An 18,940-nucleotide genomic window follows, 5' to 3' on the forward strand; every position below is an offset into this window, starting at 1 on the left:
TGTAGCGATTTTTCCGACACAATCCGGTGTCTTTTTACCAGTTAACGATTAACCGCGGAATTCGCTGCGACCGTTGTACTTGGCTTTGCCATTCAACTGCTCTTCGATACGCAGCAGTTGGTTGTACTTGGACACGCGGTCCGAACGGCACAGGGAACCGGTCTTGATCTGGCCAGCCGCAGTGCCCACCGCCAGGTCGGCAATGGTCGAATCTTCGGTTTCGCCGGAGCGGTGCGAGATCACGGCAGTGTAACCAGCGGCCTTGGCCATCTGGATGGCTTCCAGGGTTTCGGTCAGGGTGCCGATCTGGTTGAACTTGATCAGGATCGAGTTGGCGATCTTTTTATCGATGCCTTCTTTCAGGATCTTGGTGTTGGTCACGAACAGGTCGTCGCCCACCAGTTGGGTCTTCTCGCCGATCTTGTCGGTGAGGATTTTCCAGCCAGCCCAGTCGGACTCGTCCAGGCCGTCTTCGATCGAGATGATCGGATAACGCTCGGTCAGGCCTTTCAGGTAGTCAGCGAAACCTTCGGCGGTGAACACCTGGCCTTCGCCGGACAGGTTGTATTTACCATCTTCGTAGAATTCGCTGGCCGCGCAGTCCAGTGCCAGGGTCACGTCGGTGCCCAGCTTGTAACCGGCGTTGGCCACGGCCTCGGAGATCACTTTCAACGCGTCTTCGTTGGAAGCCAGGTTCGGTGCGAAACCACCTTCGTCACCCACTGCGGTGCTCAGGCCACGGGCCTTCAGAACAGCTTTGAGGTGATGGAAAATCTCGGTGCCCATGCGCAGACCTTCCGAGAAAGACTTGGCGCCAACCGGCTGAACCATGAATTCCTGGATGTCGACGTTGTTATCGGCGTGCTCGCCACCGTTGATGATGTTCATCATCGGAACCGGCATCGAGTAGACACCCGGGGTGCCGTTCAGGTTGGCGATGTGCGCGTACAGCGGCAGGTCCTGGTCCTGTGCGGCGGCCTTGGCGGCGGCCAGGGAAACGGCGAGGATCGCGTTGGCGCCCAGGGAGCCTTTGTTTTCGGTGCCATCAAGCTTGATCATCGCGTGATCCAGTGCTTTCTGGTCGCTTGGGTCTGTACCCAGCAACAGATCGCGGATCGGACCGTTGATGTTGGCAACGGCTTTGAGTACGCCTTTGCCCAGGTAACGGCTCTTGTCGCCATCACGCAGCTCGAGCGCTTCACGCGAGCCAGTGGAAGCACCGGACGGCGCGCACGCGCTACCGATGATGCCGTTATCGAGAAGCACGTCCGCTTCCACGGTGGGATTGCCACGGGAGTCGAGAACTTCACGACCTTTGATGTCGACGATTTTTGCCATTGTTGTAAACACTCCAAAGTTGACGAAAACGACGCAGCTAGAGGAAATCTTTTACCGTCGGCAAGTGGTGTGCAGCGGGCAGACTTGCGGACGATAAGGCTCAGGCCCGAGGGCCTGAGCAACAAATCGTGCGGTACTTTACCGGAGAAATGAGGTTTACGCGGTCTCTACCGTCGGAAAACTCTTCACCAGTTCGTCCAGGGCTTTGAGCTGGGCCAGGAATGGCTCCAGTTTGTCCAGGCGCAAGGCGCAAGGGCCGTCGCACTTGGCGTTGTCCGGGTCCGGGTGGGCTTCGAGGAACAGACCGGCCAGCGACTGGCTCATGCCTGCCTTGGCCAGGTCAGTGACCTGGGCGCGACGACCGCCGGCGGAATCGGAGCGACCACCGGGCATTTGCAGCGCGTGGGTCACGTCGAAGAACACCGGGTATTCGAACTGCTTCATGATGCCGAAGCCAAGCATGTCGACGACCAGGTTGTTGTAGCCAAAGCTCGAACCGCGTTCGCAGAGGATCAACTGATCGTTACCCGCTTCCACGCATTTGCTCAGGATGTGTTTCATCTCATGCGGGGCGAGGAACTGGGCTTTCTTGATGTTGATCACCGCGCCGGTCTTGGCCATTGCGACCACCAGGTCGGTCTGGCGCGACAGGAAGGCCGGCAGCTGGATGATGTCGCAGACTTCAGCGACGACCGCGGCCTGGTCAGGCTCGTGGACGTCGGTGATGATCGGCACGCCGAAGGCTTGCTTGATGTCCTGGAAAATCCGCATGCCCTCTTCCAGGCCGGGGCCACGGTAAGAGGCCACGGAGGAACGGTTGGCCTTGTCGAAGCTGGCCTTGAACACGTAAGGGATACCGAGTTTCTCGGTGACCTTTACGTATTCTTCGCAGACCTGCATCGCCATGTCGCGGCTTTCCAGCACGTTCATGCCACCGAAAAGCACCATTGGCTTGTCGTTGGCAATCTCGATATCGCCTACACGGATGATCTTCTGCGCCATCGGATTTACGCCTTCTTCTGGTGTTGAACCAAAGCTGCTTTAACGAAACCGCTGAACAACGGGTGACCGTCGCGTGGTGTCGAGGTGAACTCAGGGTGGAACTGGCAAGCGACGAACCATGGATGATCCGGGGCTTCAACCACTTCGACCAGCGCGCCATCACCGGAACGACCGGAGATTTTCAGGCCGGCTTCCATGATTTGCGGCAGCAGGTTGTTGTTCACTTCGTAGCGATGACGGTGACGCTCGACGATCACGTCCTTGGCGTAGCAATCGTGCACCAGGGAACCCGGTTCCAGCAGGCAATCCTGAGCGCCGAGGCGCATGGTGCCGCCCAGGTCGGACGATTCGGTACGGGTTTCGACGGCGCCGGTGGCATCTTCCCACTCGGTGATCAGACCCACGACCGGATGACCGCTGGCGCGATCGAACTCGGTGGAGTTGGCGTCTTTCCAGCCCAGCACGTTACGAGCGAACTCGATCACGGCCACTTGCATGCCCAGGCAGATGCCGAGGTACGGAACCTTGTTTTCGCGAGCGTATTGAACGGCGGTGATCTTGCCTTCCACGCCACGCAGACCGAAGCCGCCCGGTACGAGGATCGCGTCGACACCTTCCAGCAGCGCGGTGCCCTGGTTTTCGATGTCTTCGGAATCGATGTAGCGCAGGTTGACCTTGGTGCGGTTGCTGATGCCGGCGTGACTCATCGCTTCGATCAGCGACTTGTAGGCGTCCAGCAGTTCCATGTACTTGCCGACCATCGCGATGGTGACTTCGTGCTCCGGGTTCAGCTTGGCGTCAACCACCGCTTCCCACTCGGACAGGTCCGCGCTGCCGCATTGCAGGCCGAAACGCTCGACGACGAAATCGTCCAGGCCCTGGGAGTGCAGGATGCCCGGGATCTTGTAGATGGTGTCGGCATCTTCCAGCGCGATCACCGCACGTTCTTCAACGTTGGTGAACTGCGCGATCTTGCGACGCGACGAGATGTCGATCGGGTGATCGGAACGGCACACCAGCACGTCTGGCTGCAGGCCGATGGAACGCAGTTCCTTGACCGAGTGCTGGGTTGGTTTGGTTTTGGTTTCGCCGGCAGTGGCGATGTACGGCACCAGCGTCAGGTGCATCAGCATCGCGCGCTTGGCGCCGACTTCGAAACGCAATTGACGGATCGCTTCGAGGAACGGTTGCGACTCGATGTCACCCACGGTGCCACCGATCTCGACCATCGCCACGTCGGCATCGCCGGCACCCTTGATGATGCGGCGCTTGATTTCGTCGGTGATGTGCGGGATTACCTGGATGGTTGCACCCAGGTAATCACCACGGCGCTCTTTGCGCAGGACGTGTTCGTAGACACGGCCGGTGGTGAAGTTGTTGTTCTGGGTCATGGTCGTGCGGATGAACCGCTCGTAGTGGCCCAGGTCCAGGTCGGTCTCGGCGCCGTCGTGGGTGACGAACACTTCACCGTGCTGGAACGGGCTCATGGTGCCCGGGTCAACGTTGATGTACGGGTCCAGCTTCAGCATGGTGACCTTAAGTCCCCGCGCCTCCAGGATGGCCGCCAATGAAGCCGAGGCAATGCCTTTCCCCAATGAAGAAACAACACCGCCCGTGACGAATATGTAGCGCGTCATGAAAAACCCTAGAAGTCTGCGTTAAAGCGGTCCGAGCCGCCGGGGAAAGCGAAGGAAGGCCGAAGCCCCCGATCACCTGCATTAATCACAGTGCACCTTTCAAAAAAACCGCCGCGTTGGGACAGACCGGCAGATGAAACACCGGTACGTTGCTCGCTACACATTTTTTGGAATCGCCCAGCAAAGACTGCTTGGTAATCGGCAACTTCTGTAATTCAGGCGAATCCACAGAAGTTGTATCAAGAAGGGAGCGTAGTCTACCGGAAAGCCCCTTTCAGCTCAAACCTTGATCTTCGCTCAGTGGGTCCCACTGCAAATGCCAGCCCTCCTGCTCGTTGCCATCGAGGCCCCGCAGGTTGGCCACCGCCAGCAATTGCGCGTCCCGGTAAAGCAGCGGCAATCTGCCACGGACGAAGCCCGGAACCCCGCGTTCGTTGAGCAAACGCTTGAGATCCCGGTGGCCGCGCTCAGGCAGATTCATGACCTCGCCTCCTTCACGATAGCGGATTTGCAGCGGGCCGGCGGGGATTTGGCCGGTGATCGTAAGCTCGCCGTTTTCCGGTAAAACCAGCGTTGTCGAAGGATCAGCCCAAAGGCCGACTGGGGGGGGGACGCGCAGCCAGCGACCCGACAGCCACCAGATACGCCCGCCCGCCCGATGCAATTCGCCCTCCGCCAATCGCCAGACCGGACGGGCATCACCCGTGGCATCGCGCAAATCATTCCAACCCGACCAATGGTCGCTATCCGGCAGCCGCGTCAATGCTGCAAGCCAGTGACTCAATGCGTTGCGCTGGCGCGCGGCAGAAAGCCTGACCAGCGGCGCCAACTCCAGGGAAGGCAAACCCAGCCAATCGAATTCATTGGCGGTATTGGCGCTGGCCAGATCGATGTGGGCCAGCTCATCGAGCAACCCCTGCGCTTCGCTCAGATGCGCGGCAGTGCGAGCAATGGTTGCCGTCGCTTGCGGCCAGCGCTCGGTCAATGCCGGGAACACTTGATGCCGCAGGTAGTTGCGTGAGAACTGGCGGTCCTGGTTCGAAGGGTCCTCGATCCAGCTCAACCGATGCTCGGCCGCATAAGCCTCAAGCTCGGCGCGTGTGACATCGAGCAACGGACGCAAAAGATGCCCGCGACCCAGGACTCGCTCGCGCGGCATGCCCGACAAGCCCCTCACCCCTGCCCCGCGCAACAGCCGAAACAACAGGGTTTCCGCTTGGTCGTCCCGGTGCTGCGCGGTGAGTAGCAGCTCATTGGCTTGAGTGGCTTCAACGAAGGCGCCATAGCGCGCATCCCGGGCGGCACGCTCAAGGCTGGCGCCGGGCTGAACCTGAACGTGAACCACCTGCAGCGGCACACCCAGCGCGTCACAGACCGACTGACAATGTTGCGGCCACGCATCAGCCGCAGCCTGAAGGCCGTGGTGAACATAAATGGCGCTGAGCGCCGGCAGGGATTGGGTTTTTGCGAGGTGGGCAAGGAGGTGCAGCAGGACGGTGGAGTCGAGTCCGCCGGAGAAGGCGACGCGCCAGGTTGTGGCGTTGCGCCACGGCGCGAGATTCAGCAGAAGCCTGGTGGAGAGATCACGCGTTGGCAGACTCATATCGATCACTTCGCACAAATCAAATGTGGGAGCGAGCCTGCTCGCGATGGCGGCTTAACATTCAACTTATCTGTTGGCTGTTATACCGCTTTCGCGAGCAGGCTCGCTCCCACATGGGTGAAGCGCGGTCAGATCAGAGACCGTAGCTCATCAGACGCTCGTAACGACGGGCCAGCAGCGCCTCGTTATCGAACTTCTTCAGCATCGCCAGTTGCGAACTCAGCTCGGCACGGATCGAAGCCGCCGCCGCTGCCGGATCGCGGTGAGCGCCGCCCAATGGCTCGCCGATCACTTTGTCGACGATGCCCAGGCCTTTCAGGCGCTCGGCGGTGATGCCCATGGCTTCAGCCGCGTCCGGCGCTTTCTCGGCGGTTTTCCACAGAATCGAGGCGCAACCTTCCGGCGAGATCACCGCGTAGGTCGAGTACTGCAGCATGTTCAGTTGATCGCAGACGCCGATCGCCAGCGCGCCACCCGAACCACCTTCACCGATCACGGTGGCGATGATTGGGGTTTTCAGGCGGGCCATGACGCGCAGGTTCCAGGCAATCGCCTCGCTCTGGTTACGCTCCTCAGCATCGATGCCAGGGTAAGCGCCCGGCGTGTCGATGAAGGTCAGGATCGGCATTTTGAAACGTTCGGCCATTTCCATCAGGCGGCACGCCTTGCGGTAGCCTTCAGGACGCGGCATACCGAAGTTGCGGCGCACTTTCTCGCGCACTTCACGGCCTTTCTGGTGGCCGATGATCATCACCGGCTGATCGTCCAGACGGGCAATGCCGCCCACGATCGCAGCGTCGTCGGAGAAGTGACGGTCGCCGTGCAGTTCGTCGAACTCGGTGAAGATGTGTTCGATGTAGTCCAGGGTATACGGACGTTTCGGGTGACGCGCGAGACGTGCGATCTGCCAGCTGGTCAGCTTGCCGAAGATGTCTTCGGTCAGCGTGCTGCTTTTGTCCTGCAGGCGGGAGATCTCATCGCCGATATTCAGCGAATTGTCGTTACCGACCAAGCGCAACTCTTCGATCTTGGCTTGCAGGTCGGCGATCGGCTGTTCGAAATCTAGAAAATTCGGGTTCATAGGCGTCCGTCTTGGGTCGACGTCCAAGAGAGCTTGGGCCGGCCGGTTGTCTATTCGCGCCCTACCTTAAGGGACAGGCGCGTTCAGGTCGAGATTAAAAATTCTGGTCGAGATCGGGGCCTACAGACAGCCCCGACCGTCAACGGTATTGGAGGAAGACGTTGTCTCGCCCGAACTGGTCACGCAGGGCTTGAATCAACGCATCCGCCGGATCGATCCGCCAGGTCTCGCCAAACTGCAGCAAGGCCTTCGCATCGGGGCTCGTGTACTCCATGGTGATCGGGCACGCGCCGCGATGACGCTTGAACAACTCACCCAGCCAGCGTAGCTGATCGCCCTTCAAATCCTTGGTCTGCAGCTTCAGGCGCAGGCTTTCGGCGAGGTTGGTGCGCGCATCTTCCATGCTCATCACCCGCTTGACCCGCAGCCGCAGGCCACCGGAGAAGTCGTCGTTGCTGACTTCGCCTTCGACCACGACCATCGCATCGGTCTGCAACAGCGATTGCGCCGAGTGGAACGCTTCGGCAAACAGCGAAGCCTCGATCCGCCCGGAGCGATCGTCGAGGGTGATGAACCCCATCTTGTCGCCCTTTTTGTTCTTCATCACCCGCAAGGCGATGATCATGCCGGCGACGGTTTGCGTATCACGAGCCGGCTTCAGGTCGATGATGCGCTGACGAGCAAAACGGCGGATCTCGCCTTCGTACTCGTCAATCGGGTGACCGGTCAGGTACAGGCCGAGGGTGTCTTTCTCCCCTTTCAGGCGCTCCTTGAGGGTCAACTCCTTGGCTTTGCGATGATTGGCGTAGACGTCGGCGTCTTCTTCAACGAACAGACCACCAAACAGGTCGACATGACCGCTGTCATGGGTACGCGCGGTTTGTTCGGCCGCCTTGATCGCCCCTTCCATGGCGTTCAGCAAGACCGCCCGGTTACGGTCGATATTGGCCTGATAGGCTTTCTGCTCGTCATGGAAATAAGGCCCCAGACGATCCAGTGCACCGCTGCGGATCAAACCGTCCAGGGTGCGCTTGTTGATTCGCTTGAGGTCGACACGGGCACAGAAATCGAACAGGTCCTTGAACGGACCGTCCTGACGCGCCTCGGTAATCGCCTCGACCGGGCCTTCGCCCACCCCCTTGATCGCACCGAGGCCGTAAATAATCCGGCCTTCGTCATTCACCGTGAACTTGAACTCGGAAGTATTCACATCCGGCGCGTCGAGACGCAGCTTCATGGTGCGAATTTCTTCGATCAAGGTGACGACCTTGTCGGTGTTGTGCATATCCGCCGACAGTACCGCGGCCATGAACGGCGCCGGGTAGTGCGTTTTCAGCCAAGCGGTCTGGTATGAAACCAGGCCATAAGCGGCGGAGTGGGATTTGTTGAAGCCGTAACCGGCGAATTTTTCTACCAGGTCGAAAATGTTACCGGCCAGGTCGGCGTCGATATTGTTGGTCTTGCAACCGTCAATGAAACCGCCGCGCTGCTTGGCCATTTCTTCCGGCTTTTTCTTACCCATGGCCCGACGCAGCATGTCCGCGCCGCCAAGGGTGTAACCGGCCATGACCTGGGCAATCTGCATCACCTGTTCCTGATACAGAATGATGCCGTAAGTCGGTGCCAATACGGGCTTGAGGCCTTCGTACTGGTAGTCCGAGTGCGGGTACGCGAGTTCGGCGCGACCGTGCTTACGGTTGATAAAGTCGTCCACCATGCCCGACTGCAAAGGGCCCGGACGGAACAGGGCCACCAGTGCGATCAAGTCTTCCAGGCAGTCGGGCTTGAGCTTTTTGATCAGCTCTTTCATGCCGCGCGACTCGAGCTGGAACACCGCGGTGGTTTCAGCTTTTTGCAGCAGCTGGTAGGTCGGCTTGTCATCCAGCGGGATGAACGCGATATCCAGCGGCGGCTGATCGACCTTGGCGCGGTCGCGGTTGATGGTTTTCAGTGCCCAGTCGATGACCGTCAGGGTCCGCAGGCCCAGGAAGTCGAACTTCACCAGGCCGGCGGCTTCAACGTCGTCCTTGTCGAACTGGGTCACCAGACCGTCGCCGGCCTCATCGCAATAAATCGGCGAGAAGTCAGTCAGCTTGGTCGGCGCGATCACCACACCACCGGCGTGCTTGCCGACGTTACGCACAACGCCTTCAAGCTTGCGCGCCATTTCCCAGATTTCTGCGGCTTCTTCATCGACCTTGATGAAGTCGCGCAGGATTTCTTCCTGCTCGTAGGCTTTTTCCAGGGTCATGCCGACTTCGAACGGAATCATCTTCGACAGACGATCCGCCAGACCGTAGGACTTGCCCTGCACCCGCGCCACGTCTCGGACCACCGCCTTGGCGGCCATGGAACCGAAGGTGATGATCTGGCTCACCGCATTACGGCCGTATTTCTCGGCCACGTAGTCGATCACACGGTCACGACCGTCCATGCAGAAGTCGACGTCGAAGTCGGGCATGGAAACCCGTTCCGGGTTAAGGAAACGTTCGAACAGCAGGTCATATTCCAGCGGGTCGAGGTCGGTGATCTTCTGCACATAGGCCACCAGCGACCCGGCACCCGACCCCCGGCCAGGCCCGACCGGCACGCCGTTGCTCTTGGCCCACTGGATGAAGTCCATCACGATCAGGAAGTAACCGGGGAAGCCCATCTGGATGATGATATCCAGTTCGAAATTCAACCGGTCGACGTAGACCTGACGCTTGGTTTCGTAGTCTTCGGTGGTGTCTCGGGGCAGCAGAACGCTGAGGCGCTCTTCCAGGCCATCGAACGAGACCTTGCGGAAATACTCGTCGATGGTCATGCCATCAGGGATCGGGAAGTTGGGCAGGAAGTGAGTGCCCAGCTTCACTTCGATGTTGCAGCGCTTGGCGATCTCGACGGTGTTGGCCAGCGCTTCGGGAATGTCGCTGAACAGCTCGGCCATTTCCTCGGCGCTTTTGAGGTATTGCTGATCGCTGTAATTCTTCGAACGCCGCGGATCGTCGAGGGCGCGGCCCTCACCGATGCAGACGCGGGTTTCGTGAGCGGCAAAGTCTTCCTGCTTGATGAAACGCACGTCGTTGGTGGCGACCAGCGGCGCACCGATCTTCTCGGCCAGCGCCACGGCGCCGTGCAACTGCTCTTCGTCGTTGGGGCGGTTGGTGCGCTGGATCTCCAGATAGAAACGATCCGGGAACACCGCCATCCATTCGCGCGCGAGGTTTTCCGCTTCTGCCGGATTGCCGCTGAGCATGGCCAGGCCGATCTCGCCCTCTTTGGCCGCCGACAGCATGATCAAGCCTTCGCTGGCTTCGGCCACCCACTCGCGCTCGATGATGACCGAGCCATTGCGCTGGCCGTCGATGAAGCCGCGGGAAATCAGTTCGGTGAGGTTGCGATAGCCGACAGCGTTCATCACCAGCAGGCTGATCCGGCTCAGGGCGTTGTCCGGGTCCTTGTTCGACAACCACAGGTCGGCACCGCAGATCGGCTTGATGCCTGCGCCCATGGCGGCTTTATAGAATTTGACCAGGGAACACATGTTGTTCTGGTCGGTGACCGCGACGGCAGGCATGTTCATGCCGACCAGGGTCTTGACCAGCGGTTTGATCCGCACCAGACCGTCGACCAGGGAATATTCAGTGTGCAGGCGTAGATGAACGAATGAAGCCGGCATAGTGATCCTGTCTAGAAACGTGAAGACAACAAGGCCCGGATTGTACCGGGCCTTGAGTAAAACATCAGCCTCGCAACTAACTCTCGATCAGGTTTTCGCGAGCCTCGTAAGCCAGGCGCACCGGGGCGAAAGAACGACGGTGAATCGGCGTTGGCCCCAATCGGGCCAGAGCTTCCAGATGAACGGGGGTCGGGTAGCCTTTGTGGCCGCCGATCCCGTAACCCGGGTAAATCAGTTCGAAAGCGGCCATTTCACGGTCACGGCTGACCTTGGCCAGAATCGACGCCGCAGCGATGGCCGGCACCTTGCCGTCGCCCTGCACCACCGCTTCGGCGCGCATGGACAGTTTCGGGCAGCGGTTGCCGTCGATCATCGCCAGTTTCGGCTGGATGTGCAGCCCTTCGATCGCGCGCTGCATGGCCAACATGGTGGCATGCAGAATATTCAGCTCATCGATTTCTTCAACTTCGGCCCGGGCGATGCACCAGCTCAGGGCTTTTTCGCAAATTTCGTCGTAGAGCTTTTCGCGGCGGGCTTCGGTGAGTTTCTTCGAGTCGTTCAGACCAAGAATCGGCCGATTCGGATCGAGAATTACCGCAGCCGTGACCACGGCGCCGCAGAGCGGGCCGCGACCGACTTCGTCGACACCGGCAACCAGATCTTCCACTTCAGCGACCAAGGTGAAATCCAGCCCCATTTGCATGCTTGTTTTACTCATTGTACTGGGCCAATCAGTTTCAGCACGGCATCCGCCGCCTGGTTGGAGGCATCCAGACGCAAGGTCCGGTGGATTTCGTCGAAGCCACGGGTCTGTTCTTCGCCACCCTCGATCAACGGTGACAAGGTCTGGGCCAGGGCTTCGACCGTTGCGTCGTCTTGCAGCAACTCGGGCACCAAAAGGCGTTGGGCCAGCAAGTTCGGCAACGAGATGTAGGGGCTTTTCACCATGCGCTTGAGAATCCAGAACGTCAGCGGCGCCAGGCGATAAGCGACCACCATCGGCCGCTTGTACAACAGCGCTTCAAGGGTCGCCGTGCCGGAGGCAATCAACACGGCGTCGCAGGCGGCAAGGGCCAGATGGGATTTGCCATCGAGCAGGGTCAGCGGCAGATCGCGATCGGCCAGCAACTCTTCAAGCTGCGCGCGGCGTTCCGGGCTGGCGCAAGGCATGACGAACCGAACGCCGGGGCGCAAGGCCCGCAGGCGTTGGGCGGTATCGAGGAACAACGCACCGAGACGACCGACTTCGCCGCCACGACTGCCCGGCATCAACGCAACCAGCGGTCCGTCCGGCAAGCCGAGTTCGGCCCGAGCGGCGGCGCGATCGGCTTCAAGCGGGATCGCATCAGCCAGGGAATGCCCGACAAACCGCACCGGCACGCCCTTTTCTTCGTAGAACTTCGCTTCGAATGGAAACAGCGTCAGCATCAGGTCGCAGCCTTCGCGAATCTTCAGCACCCGCTTCTGCCGCCACGCCCACACCGACGGGCTGACGTAATGCACGGTCTTGATCCCGGCCTGACGCAGCTTGAGTTCGATAGTGAGGTTGAAGTCCGGGGCATCGATGCCGATAAATGCGTCCGGCTTTTCGGCGATCAGGTCGGCGATCAGCTTTTTGCGACGCGCCATCAGTTCACGCAATCGACCCAGCACTTCCACCAGGCCCATGACCGAAAGACGTTCCATCGGGAAATACGAAGTCAGGCCTTCGGCCTGCATCAGCGGACCACCGACACCGATGAACTCCACTGCCGGATGCTGAGCCTTGAGTGCGCGCATGATGCCCGCGCCCAGAATGTCACCGGAAGCCTCACCCGCCACCAGCGCAATACGCAGATTAGCCATGATTAACGTGTGATGCCGCGGGTCGAAGACTGGATGGAATCACGGAACACCGCGACTTCCGGGAACTGGTCCGAAGGTTCGGCCAATTCGGTGAGTGCCTGCTCAACCGTCAGGCCTTGGCGGTAAACCACCTTATAGGCACGACGCAGGGCGTGGATCGCGTCTTCGCTGAAACCACGACGGCGCATGCCTTCGAAGTTCATGCTACGGGCTTCGGCCGGGTTGCCGAACACCGTGACGTAGGCTGGAACGTCCTTGCCAATGGCGGTACCCATGCCGGAAAAGCTGTGGGCGCCGATGTGGCAATACTGGTGAACCAGGGTAAAGCCGGACAGGATAGCCCAGTCTTCAACGTGCACATGGCCAGCCAACGCAGTGTTGTTGACGAGGATGCAGTGGTTACCGATGACACTGTCGTGGCCGATGTGGGCATAGGCCATGATCAGGTTGTGATCGCCCAGGGTCGTTTCCGAACGGTCCTGAACCGTGCCACGGTGAATCGTCACGCCTTCACGGATGATGTTGTGGTCACCGATGACCAGGCGGGTTTCTTCGCCTTTGTATTTCAGATCGGGCGTGTCCTCACCTACCGAGGAAAACTGGTAGATGCGGTTGTGCTTACCGATTCGGGTCGGGCCCTTGAGAATCACATGCGGCCCGATCACTGTCCCCTCGCCGATTTCCACACCTGCGCCGACGATCGACCATGGGCCGACCTCGACACCTTCAGCCAGAACGGCCGTCGGATCGATGATTGCGCGAGGGTCAATCAAACTCATAGTTTGCGTTCCGCGCAGATGATTTCAGCGGAGCAGACTGGCTTGCCATCGACCGAAGCCTGGCACTCGAACTTCCAGATCTGACGCTTGCAGCTGATGAAACGGGCTTCGAGGATCAATTGATCGCCTGGAGTGACGGGCTGGCGAAAACGCAGCTTGTCGGAGCCGACGAAGTAGTAGAGCGTGCCGTCGGCAGGCTTCACGTCGAGCATTTTGAAACCAAGGATACCGGCAGCCTGAGCCATCGCTTCGATGATCAGTACGCCCGGCATGATTGGATGCGCGGGGAAGTGACCATTGAAGAACGGTTCGTTGATGCTGACATTCTTGTAGGCGCGAATGCGCTTGCCTTCCACATCCAGATCCACGACCCGGTCCACCAGCAGGAACGGGTAACGGTGAGGCAGGTATTCGCGAATCTCGTTGATGTCCATCATTTCGGGGGGAAGCCTATGTAAAGATTGGGAGCGCGCGACTGACGCGCACCCCTCTAGCAAATCAAGGAGGCAGTCTAGCGGCTGTGCACACTTGATATGGAAATGGTATCAGCCATCTGATGAAGCATTACCGTCAGGGGTCACGTCCCCTACACGCTTTTCCAGCTGTCGCAGACGTCGCGCGATGTCATCGAGCTGACGGATACGGGCCGCGCTTTTGCGCCATTCGGCGGCTGGTTGCATCGCCGTACCGGAAGAATAGGAACCCTTTTCGGTAATCGAATGGGTCACCATGGTCATCCCGGTGATAAAAACGTTGTCGCAAATTTCGATATGCCCCACCAGCCCAACGCCCCCGGCGAGCATGCAATGCTTGCCGATTTTGGTGCTGCCGGAGATCCCCACACACGCGGCCATGGCGGTGTGATCACCAACCTGTACGTTGTGGGCGATCTGAATCTGATTGTCGAGCTTCACACCGTTACCCAGTACGGTATCGGCCAGCGCACCGCGATCGATAGCGGTATTCACGCCAATCTCCACATCATCACCGACCAATACACCTCCGATCTGGGCGATTTTCTGCCAGACACCTTTCTCGTTGGCAAAGCCGAAGCCTTCGCCACCGAGCACGGCACCGGACTGAATCACTACCCGCTTGCCGATGCGCACGTCGTGGTACAGCGTGACCCGCGGGGCCAGCCAGCCGCCTTCGCCGATTTCGCTACGGGCACCGATGAAGCAATGCGCCCCCACGGTCACACCGGCAGCAATACGCGCGCCGCTTTCGATCACCGCAAAGGCACCGATGCTCGCAGCCGGATCAACCACTGCGTCCGCGGCCACTACCGCTGTCGGATGAATACCGGCCGGCGCCTTGGGCTTGGGATCGAACAGATGGGAAATACGCGCATAGGCCAGATACGGATCAGGCACCACCAGCGCATTACCGGCATAACCTTCAGCGTCAGCGGCCTTCAGCAACAGCGCTGCAGCCCGGCAGTCCGCCAGGTATTTTCGGTATTGGGGGTTTGCGAGAAAGCTCAACTGAGCTGGGCCAGCCTCTTGCAAAGTGGCTAGCCCAGTAATTTCTTTCTCCGGGTCGCCACGTAGCGTGGCGCCGAGGAACTCGGCCAACTGGCCGAGCTTTATAGTCGCTGTCATGGATTACTTCAGCTGATTCATGCGCTCGATAACCTGGCGAGTGATGTCGTACTGAGGTTTGACATCAATCACTGCGCCACGCTCGAAGACCAGGTCAAAAGCACCTTTCTTGATGACTTCTTCCACAGCGCTGTCCAGTTTCGGCTTGAGCTGCTTCAGCATTTCACGGTCGGCAACGGCTTTGGCTTCGTTCAGCTCCTTGGACTGGAACTGGAAGTCGCGGGCCTTTTGCTTGAACTCGAGCTCAAGGCGTTCACGCTCGCCTTGCTGCATCTTGTCGCCGCCAGCCATCAGACGGTCCTGGATACCCTTGGCGCTGCTTTCCAGCGTCTTGAGCTTGGACAGTTGCGGACCAAACTTCTTCTCGGCGTCCACGGCGTATTTCTTGGCCGCGTCGGATTCCAGCAGGGCCATCTGATAGTTCAGAACGGCGATTTTCATGTCGGCAAAAGCCGGACCTGCTACCAGTACGGTCGCCAGGAGAACCAATTGAGTCAACTTACGCACGATGTACTCCTACAAAATCCATTGTCGTTATTTTGGGGCAGACGCTTAGAACGTCTGGCCGAGAGAGAATTGGAACACTTGAGTCTCAGCGTCATCCGGTTTCTTGATCGGCATGGCCAACGCGAAACTCAGAGGACCCAGTGCGGTGACCCAGGTCACACCCACACCGACGGAACTGGCCATGTTGCTCAGGCTGATGTCGTTGCACTTTGTATTGGACGCCGAACCGTTTGCATTGGTGGTGTCTTTGCACTGCGAGTCAAAAACGTTACCCACATCCCAGAATACCGAGGTACGCAGGGAGCGTTGATCCTTGACGAACGGCAGCGGGAACAGAAGCTCTGCACCACCCTGGATCAGGACGTTACCACCAAATGGCAGCGGATCCTGGTCCGGATCGGCCAATGTGCCCGGGTTCGTGCCACGGCTAGGCGTACTGCGCGGGCCCAGGGTGCTGTCCTTGAAGCCACGAACCGAGTTGAAACCACCAGCATAGTAGTTTTCATAGAACGGCAAGCCGTCGGTCGAACCGTAACCGTCGCCATAGCCCAGCTCGGTGTGCAGACGTACGGTGTAGTTATCAGACAATGGCTGGAACAACTGGCCACGGTAATCAAGTTTGAAGAACGACAGGTCGCTACCCGGAGTGGTCGTTTCCAACGTCAGGCTCTGGGAATGACCGCGGGTTGCCAACACACCCTTGTTCAAGGTGGACTCGGACCAACCGGCCGATGCCTTGAAGTTCAGGTAGTTGTCGCCTTCCTTGTTCACGAAGTCGAAAATCTCGTCAACGGTGTACTGACCGGTCTTGATCTTGTCCTGTTGCGCGCTCAGGCCAAAGGTCAGTCGCGACGTCTCGCTGATCGGGTAGCCGACGTTGACGCCAGCACCCAGGCTGTCTACGGCATAGCTGGCTACGTCGACATCAAGGTCTTTGTAGTCAGTGGTGCGATAGAAAGCGTTGTAGCCCAGGCTCACGCCATCAGCAGTCCAGTACGGGTCGACATAACCGAAGTTATAACGGCTCTGGTATTCACTGCGGGTCAAACCGATGCTGACCTTGTTACCGGTACCCAGGAAGTTGTTCTGGGTGATCGAACCACCGAGGATCAGACCGGCGCTCTGAGCGAAACCGACGCTGGCGGTGATCGAACCGGAAGCCTGTTCTTCAACGCTGTAGTTCACGTCAACCTGGTCGTCGACACCCGGTACAGCCGGGGTTTCGACGTTGACCTCTTTAAAGAAGCCCAGACGCTCAAGGCGGGTCTTGGATTGGTCGATCAGGTAGGTCGAAGCCCAGCCGCCCTCCATCTGACGCATTTCACGGCGTAACACTTCGTCTTCGGACTTGGTGTTGCCACGGAAGTTGATGCGGTTGACGTAAGCACGCTTGCCCGGATCGACAGCAAAAGTGATGTCGACCGTGTGGTCTTCATCGTTCGGCTGAGGCACGCCGCTGACGTTGGCGAAGGTGTAACCCTCGTTACCCAGGCGACGGGTGATCAGCTCGGACGTGGTGGTCATCAGCTTGCGCGAGAACACCTGGCCTTTCTGAACCAGCAGCAGGGACTTGACCTGGTCCTCAGGGACTTTCAGGTCGCCGCTCAGCTTGACGTCACGAACGGTGTACTTCTCGCCTTCGTTGACGTTGACGGTGATGTAGACGTGTTTCTTGTCTGGAGTAATGGACACCTGGGTCGAAGCGATATCCATGTTGATATAGCCACGGTCCAGGTAGTAGGAGCGCAGACGCTCCAGGTCACCGGACAGTTTTTCGCGGGCGTACTTGTCATCGTTCTTGAAGAACGACAGCCAGTTGGTAGTCTTCAATTCAAACAGGTCGATCAGGTCTTCGTCAGGGAAGACCGTGTTACCCACCACGTTGATGTGCTGGATTGCCGCAACGGTGCCTTCGTTGATGTTGACCTTCAGGCCGACGCGGTTACGCGGCTGCGGCACCACTTCGGTGTCGACGGTGGCGGAGTAGCGACCCTGGGCGACATATTGGCGCTGCAGTTCGTTACGCACACCTTCGAGGGTGGCACGCTGGAAGATCTCGCCTTCGGCCAGACCGGATTGTTTGAGTCCCTTCATCAGGTCTTCAGTAGAGATCGCCTTGTTACCTTCGATCTCGATACTGGCGACTGACGGGCGCTCGACTACCGTGATGACAAGGACGTTGCCATCGCGGCCCAGCTGGATATCTTGAAAGAACCCGGTTTTGAACAGCGCACGAGTGGATTCCACCAGGCGACGATCATCCGCCTGTTCACCGACGTTTAACGGCAAAGCACCAAAGACGCTACCCGCGGAGACCCGCTGGAGGCCATTGACGCGAATATCAGAGATAGTGAAGGACTCGGCGTGAACTTCGGCGATCATCAATACGGTGAGAACCGCAGTTAGCAGCAGACGTTTCATGAAGTCCTTTCTTATTCCAACTGGCAATAAACAAACTGCCGCAAAATGCGGCAGATTCGCAATTCAGCGAAGTGTTACAGACGGCCCAAATCATTGACCAGAGCAAGCAACATCACCCCGACCACCAAACTGATACCGATCTGTATCCCCCAACCCTGCACCCGATCCGACAAGGGACGACCACGCGCCCACTCGATCAGATAAAACAACAAATGTCCCCCATCCAGTACAGGAATGGGCAACAAATTCAGAACCCCCAGGCTAATACTCAGATAAGCAAGGAAATTCAGGAAATCAGCGACACCCGACTGGGCAGAAGCGCCCGCCACTTTAGCAATGGTTATCGGTCCACTCAAGTTTTTTACCGAGAGCTCGCCGAACAACATTTTCTTTAGCGAATCGAGGGTCAGCACGCTCATGGTCCAGGTGCGTCGTGCACCCTCGCCAATTGCGGCCACAGGGCCATAACTGACCTCGCGAATCATCTCTGGTGGCCAATCAACCGCTTTCACCCCCGCGCCCAGATAACCGGTGGGCGCCTTGCTTTCGCCGCGAGCGGCCAAGGTCACAGGGACGTCGATTTGAGCACCATCACGCTCAACGCGCAGCATGATTTTGGTATCCGGATGCATACGGACCGTGTCGACCACCTGCTGCCAGTCATCAAGTGACTTGCCATCAAGGGCCAACAGCCGATCACCGGTCTTCAGGCCCGCTGCCTGTGCCGGCCCTTTCGAATCAAGTTCAGCCAGGACGGGCGGCAACGCCGGACGCCAAGGGCGAATACCCAGCGAACGAATCGGATCCGGTTCGTCAGCCCCCTTGAGCCATTTATCCAGCATCAGCTCACGGGGTGAATCCGCCGTGGAGCCCTGCTCACGCACCAGCAATTGAATAGAACCGCTCTCGCCAAGACGACGGATCAGCTGCAGATTCACTGCGGCCCAGCCAGAAGTTGGCTCGCCATCGATGGCAATAATTTCCTGACCAGCACCCAGACCGGCCTTGGCGGCGATACTGCCGGACTCGACCGCACCGATGACCGGCCGCACCTGCTCGCTGCCGAGCATGGCCAATACCCAGAAAAAAGCCATTGCCAATAAAAAGTTGGCGATCGGTCCGGCAGCCACGATGGCAATGCGCTGGCGGACCGATTTGCGATTGAAGGATTGATCGAGCTGATCGGCTGGCACATCACCTTCGCGCTCGTCGAGCATCTTCACGTAGCCGCCCAACGGAATGGCAGCCACCACGAACTCGGTGCCTTTCTTGTCGTGCCAGCGCAGCAGCGGCATGCCGAAGCCTACGGAGAAACGCAGCACTTTGACCCCACAGCGACGTGCGACCCAGAAATGGCCAAACTCGTGGAAGGTGACCAGCACGCCCAGTGCAACCAGGGTGCCGACAATCATATAGAGCGCGCTCATCTACTTTCTCCGCAATCCTGTCCAATGCCGCATGGGTC

At 59.0% G+C, this 18,940-nt stretch carries 14 protein-coding genes; all 14 read right to left on the minus strand.

Annotated elements, in window-relative coordinates:
* Positions 1-48: 48 nt before the first annotated feature.
* Positions 49-1,338, minus strand: coding sequence for a phosphopyruvate hydratase (gene eno / locus AB4N91_RS20920; protein ID WP_010462792.1), 1,290 nt, complete (start codon positions 1,336-1,338; stop codon positions 49-51).
* Positions 1,339-1,494: 156 nt separating this feature from the next.
* Complete coding sequence (gene kdsA, locus AB4N91_RS20925; protein ID WP_010462794.1) at positions 1,495-2,340, minus strand: 3-deoxy-8-phosphooctulonate synthase; 846 nt, start codon at positions 2,338-2,340, stop codon at positions 1,495-1,497.
* 5 nt (positions 2,341-2,345) lie between these two features.
* Entirely contained in the window at positions 2,346-3,977 is a 1,632-nt protein-coding gene (locus AB4N91_RS20930; RefSeq protein WP_010462795.1) for a CTP synthase, read from the minus strand.
* A 274-nt stretch (positions 3,978-4,251) separates the two neighbouring features.
* Positions 4,252-5,580 (minus strand): tRNA lysidine(34) synthetase TilS, encoded by a 1,329-nt coding sequence (gene tilS, locus AB4N91_RS20935; RefSeq protein WP_154912968.1) that lies wholly within the window; start codon positions 5,578-5,580, stop codon positions 4,252-4,254.
* Positions 5,581-5,713: 133 nt separating this feature from the next.
* A complete protein-coding gene (locus tag AB4N91_RS20940; RefSeq protein ID WP_010462799.1) occupies positions 5,714-6,661 on the minus strand; it encodes an acetyl-CoA carboxylase carboxyltransferase subunit alpha in 948 nt (315 codons plus the stop codon).
* A gap of 139 nt (positions 6,662-6,800) precedes the next feature.
* A complete protein-coding gene (gene dnaE, locus AB4N91_RS20945) occupies positions 6,801-10,322 on the minus strand; it encodes a DNA polymerase III subunit alpha (protein ID WP_010462801.1) in 3,522 nt (1,173 codons plus the stop codon).
* Between the two features lie 76 nt (positions 10,323-10,398).
* The gene (gene rnhB, locus AB4N91_RS20950) at positions 10,399-11,025 is read right to left on the minus strand and encodes a ribonuclease HII (RefSeq protein WP_010462803.1); all 627 of its coding nucleotides are present in this window, start codon (positions 11,023-11,025) and stop codon (positions 10,399-10,401) included.
* Between the two features lie 11 nt (positions 11,026-11,036).
* Positions 11,037-12,167 carry a lipid-A-disaccharide synthase gene (gene lpxB / locus AB4N91_RS20955; protein WP_154912969.1) on the minus strand — a complete coding sequence of 377 codons (1,131 nt, stop codon included), beginning with the start codon at positions 12,165-12,167 and terminating at the stop codon, positions 11,037-11,039.
* Positions 12,168-12,169: 2 nt separating this feature from the next.
* Entirely contained in the window at positions 12,170-12,946 is a 777-nt protein-coding gene (gene lpxA, locus AB4N91_RS20960; protein ID WP_010462807.1) for an acyl-ACP--UDP-N-acetylglucosamine O-acyltransferase, read from the minus strand.
* Entirely contained in the window at positions 12,943-13,383 is a 441-nt protein-coding gene (gene fabZ, locus AB4N91_RS20965; protein ID WP_008154051.1) for a 3-hydroxyacyl-ACP dehydratase FabZ, read from the minus strand. Before fabZ ends, lpxA begins: the two co-directional genes overlap by 4 nt.
* A 108-nt stretch (positions 13,384-13,491) precedes the next feature.
* Positions 13,492-14,547: a UDP-3-O-(3-hydroxymyristoyl)glucosamine N-acyltransferase gene (gene lpxD / locus AB4N91_RS20970; protein WP_077748330.1), complete on the minus strand. Its 1,056-nt coding sequence runs from the start codon at positions 14,545-14,547 to the stop codon at positions 13,492-13,494.
* Positions 14,548-14,550: 3 nt separating this feature from the next.
* On the minus strand, positions 14,551-15,054 hold the full coding sequence (locus AB4N91_RS20975; protein WP_010462812.1) for an OmpH/Skp family outer membrane protein: 504 nt from the start codon (positions 15,052-15,054) through the stop codon (positions 14,551-14,553).
* A gap of 45 nt (positions 15,055-15,099) precedes the next feature.
* Positions 15,100-17,475 carry an outer membrane protein assembly factor BamA gene (gene bamA / locus AB4N91_RS20980; protein ID WP_077748329.1) on the minus strand — a complete coding sequence of 792 codons (2,376 nt, stop codon included), beginning with the start codon at positions 17,473-17,475 and terminating at the stop codon, positions 15,100-15,102.
* Positions 17,476-17,549: 74 nt separating this feature from the next.
* Complete coding sequence (gene rseP, locus AB4N91_RS20985; protein WP_010462816.1) at positions 17,550-18,902, minus strand: sigma E protease regulator RseP; 1,353 nt, start codon at positions 18,900-18,902, stop codon at positions 17,550-17,552.
* Between the last annotated feature and the right edge of the window lie 38 nt (positions 18,903-18,940).

It is taken from the genome of Pseudomonas sp. H3_D04, assembly GCF_054669175.1.